Here is a 4383-nt window from a genome sequence, read left to right as displayed (position 1 = left end):
TGGTGGTGGTCGAACGCCTGAGTTACCCACCGGCCTGGGAGATTTTCCGCCAGTTGGGCGCGCAACTGGTCACCGTGGACCTGGACGACGAAGGTTGCCGGGTCGACCAACTCGCCGAGCTGTGCCGCCTGCATGACGTACGGATGATGTACGTCACCCCCCATCACCAGTTTCCTACCACCGTCAGCCTGCGTGCCGGACGTCGCCAGCAGCTCCTGGAACTGGCCCGGCTGCATGACTTCTGCATCATCGAGGAAGACTACGACCACGAGTATCACTTTGCCGGACGGCCCTATTTGCCCCTGGCCAGTGACAGCGCCCAGCGTCATGTGATCTACATCGGCTCGCTGTCCAAGTCCCTGGGCAGCACCTTCCGTTGCAGCTATATCGTTGCCCCGTCGAACCTCATCGAAGTGCTCGAGCGTACGGCGGCGGTGAGCCTGGGCCAGGGCGATGCCGTGATGCAGCGGATGCTCGCGGACCTGATCAACGATGGCGAATTGAAGAAGCACCTGCGGCGGGTTTCCAGGGAATACCGTCGGCGTCGGGAGACCCTGCTCAGTTGTTTGCTGGAAGCTTTTGGCGAGCAGATCTCTGTGCAGGAACCCGAAGGCGGGCTGGCGCTGTGGGTAAAGTTCGCCGACTCAATCGACGTCGACCGACTGGCCGAAAAAGCACTGGAGCTGGACCTGGTGGTGCGCAGCGGTCGCCTGTTTTCACCGTTTGATCATCCTGAAAATGCCTTGCGCCTGGGCTTCGCCTCGCTCAACTCGGAGGAAATCCGCGTCGCTACGCAGCGTTTGGCTGAGGCTTCACGGGCGATTGGGGGCGCGGCTAAATAATTACGCCGGCTCAAAGGTGGATGTGTAAGGATATGTTACTTAGCCTTTGATACTGCCAATAACAGGAACCGACGCTGATGCTCGCTGCCTTCAGACACTACCCGTTTTCGGTCAATCTGCTGCTGTCGTCTGCGTTGTTCCTGACCCTGGGGCGCGCCATTACCCTGCCGTATATGGTGATTTATCTGTCATCCAACTTCACGTTGGGCATCAGCGAAATCGGTCTGGTGGTGGGCGGTGCGATGCTCATCGGTTCGTTGCTGAGCCTTTACGGCGGCTACCTGACTGACAAAATCTCCAGCTACCGATTGATCCTCAGCTTCACGGGGTTTTTCACCGTCGGCTTCATCGGCATGTGCGTCACGTCGCACCTGTGGCTGTTTTTCCTGTTTCTGGTGTCGTTCAACTTCGCCTATTCAGTGATCGATATCGTGGTCAAGGCCGCGTTTGGCAAACTGCTGCCGGAAGCCGAACGCGGCAAAGTGTTTTCGGTGCGCTACACCCTGATCAACATTGGTTACGCAGTGGGGCCGTTCATTGGCGCCGGGCTCGCGCACATGGATATGAAACTGCCGTTCCTGGTGTCGGCGATCCTGGGCATGGGCTTCTTCCTCACCTATTGGGTGTGGGGCGACAGGAGCCTCAGCTCCGCCGACCCGGCCAATGCCCCGGTGTCGTTCGTCGCGGTGGGGCGCATTCTGCTCAAGGACTATCGCCTGGTCTGCTTCACGGTGGGCGGCGCGTTGAGCGCCGTGGCGTTCGGCCAGTTCACCGGCTACATCTCGCAATACCTGGTGACCACGAGCACGCCGGAATTTACCTACCGGGTCATCAGCTCGGTGGTGGCGGTCAATGCGACCGTGGTGATCTGCCTGCAGTACATCGTGGGCAAGCGCATTACCAACGAGCATCTGAATCAATGGCTGACGGCGGGCTTCAGCCTGTTTCTGCTGGGCGTCGTCGGTTTTGCGCTGTCCACCACCGTGCTGCATTGGGCGTTGGCCGTGGCGATATTCACCGTGGGCGAAATCATCGTGTTCCCGGCCGAGTACATGTTTATCGACCGCATCGCACCGGAGCACCTGCGCGGCATGTATTACGGCGCGCAAAACCTGTCCAGCCTCGGCGGTGCGCTGGGGCCGGTGCTGTGCGGGTTTGCCCTGGCAACGCAGTCGGCGCATTTCATGTTCTATATGCTCGCGGCGTTTATCGTGGCGGGTGGGTGCTTCTATCTGATGGGGGCTTCCTATTCCAAACGCTACGACACTGGACGCGGGGAGTGAGTGCTTTACCTATCCTCCACGCCTGCCCAGGTGAGTAAGCCAAACTCAAGTGTTCATGGCGGCCCCTTCAAAAAACGCCGCGCATGATCCGGATCCGGCAACAGGCAGGTGTCGTATTTCCCGAAGAGCCGATAGCGATTACGCGCGATGCGATCATAAGCCCAATCCCGAAGGAAGCGCGGGATGGCGCGCAGCACCAGCAATGGGCGCCAGCGGGCAGGCAGTTGCGCAATGATTTCGAACACCGCCTCCGAACGCTCCCAGTAATGCCTGTCGCGGATCACGGCGAGGGTGTCGAACTGATCCAGCGGCAACCCGGCCCAGGCCAGTAGCGCCTGACCTTCGGGCGACTGAACGGCCGCCAACCGCACACGCCGGTCGTGGTCATGGCGAATCAGGAACCTTGCCCAGCCGTTGCACAGCTTGCACACACCGTCGAACAGCACCACGGTTTCGCCGGGCTTGAGGAGTGGTGCGGGAGTAGGCCGGGTGTGGAAGGCGGGCATCAGCGTGGGTCCAGTCGGGCCGGGTTAGCCTGGATCATACCCGCGTTCGGCACGACTCAGCGCTGCCCGCAGCCCCGTCGATGCACTGGTGAGTGGAGCAGGGCCCGTCGTTACAAGCGAAGCGGCGCCGCTCATGGACGCTTGCCCCAGTGCCACGATAGACGCGCCGTCCATATAGGCACGGCCCGCAGCCTTGGCGATGGTCGCGAGATAGCCGTGCAGGTCGCCCGCCTTGAACATCGCCCATGCCCCCGGAACCAGTTGCACCTCCACCGACGCCCCGGTGTGCTGGGCCATCTGGTAAAACAAGCGAGCAGTCGGCTCGAGTGTGGTTTCGACAGCGCACAACACCACCACCTTCCCGCCAGCTTGAACCGCCGCGAATGCCAGCGCTTCATCTGCCCGCAAAATCGGCACCGGGGTGTGAGTACCGGCAAGTTCAACCACCGGGCCCAGGGTCGAACAGGTGAGCACCACTGCATCGCAGTGCTGAGCCAGGGCAACCAGCGCCAGCTGCGTTTCCTCGGCTATGCCTGCGGTCAGCTTACCCGCGCATTCAACCGCTGCCAGAAGATCGGCCCGGACTGCATGGTGCAAAACCCGTGACCTGATCCCCAGCGCTGCTGCGGCAGCGTCAAACACGGCAATGTTGCTCTCGGCGGTATGCAGGCAGGTAATACGCATCGCTCGGGTCTCCGGCACTTTTGAACACCCGCTGACTTTAACGCGACAACACCGGCGCTGCGCCTTTTTCCTCCACGCCCACCTCATGCAGCGAAATCCGCGACGTCTCCGGCAACGCCAACCCGCCCGCCAACGCCAGCACCGCCACCGCAATCAGATAAAACGCCGGCGACAGGTTGCTGCCCGTGGTACTGATCAACCACGTCGCCACCAACGGCGCCGTACCGCCAAAGATCGTGTACGCCATGTTGTAGGTAATCGCCGAAGCCGTATACCGCGTGCGTGTCGGAAAGGTCTCCGACAACAACGCCGCCGTCACCACCCCACACAGCACCGCGCCCACCGCCAGCAACATCACCCCTACCACCGATGCCGCGAACGACCCGGAACTGGCCATCAGGAACGACGGGTACACCACCACAATCAACAACACACACGCCGTCATCACCGTGACCCGACGCCCCACCCGATCCGAATACAACCCCGCCAGCGGGCAGATCGCCGCCGCGAAAATCAGCGCAATCAGCGACACCAGCAACGCCACCGCCCGACTCAAGCCACCCGCCACCTGCAGATACGTCGCGAAGTAAGTGGTGAACATATAGAACGACAACGCCGTGAGCGACACAAAAGCGCCCAGGCAACAGATCGCCGCACCATGGTTGCGCAAGGTTTCCTTGAGGGGAGAGTGCGCTACCGCGTGCTCCTGCTTCACCGCCTGGAAGGCCGGCGTCTCATCCAGCTTCCAGCGCAGGTAAAGCCCCACCAGCCCCAGCGGCGCAGCGATCAGGAACGGCAAGCGCCAGCCCCAACTGCCCATTGCCTCGGCGGACAGCGAAGCCTCCAGGGCGTACGCCACCACGGCCGCCGCAGCGAACGCAGAAAACGTCGACACCGGCACAAAACTGCCATACCAGGCGCGCTTGTCACTGGGCGCGTGCTCCATCAAATAGGCACAGGCCCCGGCGTATTCGCCCCCGGCGGAAAAACCCTGGGCGCAGCGAATCAACGACAACAGAATCGGCGCCGCCACGCCGATGGCGGCGTAGGTGGGCAGCAGGCCGATCA

5 protein-coding genes are annotated in these 4383 nt (G+C 61.9%); 2 read left to right on the top strand and 3 right to left on the bottom strand.

What is annotated here, in order from left to right; genetic code table 11:
- Together HX846_RS31525 and HX846_RS31520 are read left to right on the top strand one after the other, a co-directional pair.
- On the top strand, positions 1-842 hold an 842-nt coding region (locus HX846_RS31525; protein ID WP_256740174.1), incomplete at its 5' end, for a PLP-dependent aminotransferase family protein.
- A gap of 77 nt (positions 843-919) precedes the next feature.
- Positions 920-2125, top strand: a complete 1206-nt coding sequence (locus HX846_RS31520; protein WP_003214513.1) for an MFS transporter — start codon at positions 920-922, stop codon at positions 2123-2125.
- 53 nt (positions 2126-2178) lie between these two features.
- Here the strand turns inward: HX846_RS31520 and HX846_RS31515 are convergent, their stop codons facing one another.
- The 3 genes from HX846_RS31515 to HX846_RS31505 all read right to left on the bottom strand — a co-directional run.
- Positions 2179-2631, bottom strand: a complete 453-nt coding sequence (locus tag HX846_RS31515) for a thiol-disulfide oxidoreductase DCC family protein (protein ID WP_178966898.1) — start codon at positions 2629-2631, stop codon at positions 2179-2181.
- Between the two features lie 24 nt (positions 2632-2655).
- The gene (locus tag HX846_RS31510) at positions 2656-3315 is read right to left on the bottom strand and encodes an aspartate/glutamate racemase family protein (RefSeq protein WP_178966897.1); all 660 of its coding nucleotides are present in this window, start codon (positions 3313-3315) and stop codon (positions 2656-2658) included.
- A 37-nt stretch (positions 3316-3352) separates the two neighbouring features.
- Positions 3353-4383: MFS transporter (locus tag HX846_RS31505; RefSeq protein ID WP_178966896.1), on the bottom strand; the 1031-nt coding region annotated here is incomplete at its 5' end.

Source organism: Pseudomonas sp. K5002 (genome assembly GCF_013386655.1).
Classification (GTDB): domain Bacteria; phylum Pseudomonadota; class Gammaproteobacteria; order Pseudomonadales; family Pseudomonadaceae; genus Aquipseudomonas.
Note: the sequence above shows the minus strand (reverse complement) of the source record. Positions and strands in the feature narration are given on the sequence as shown.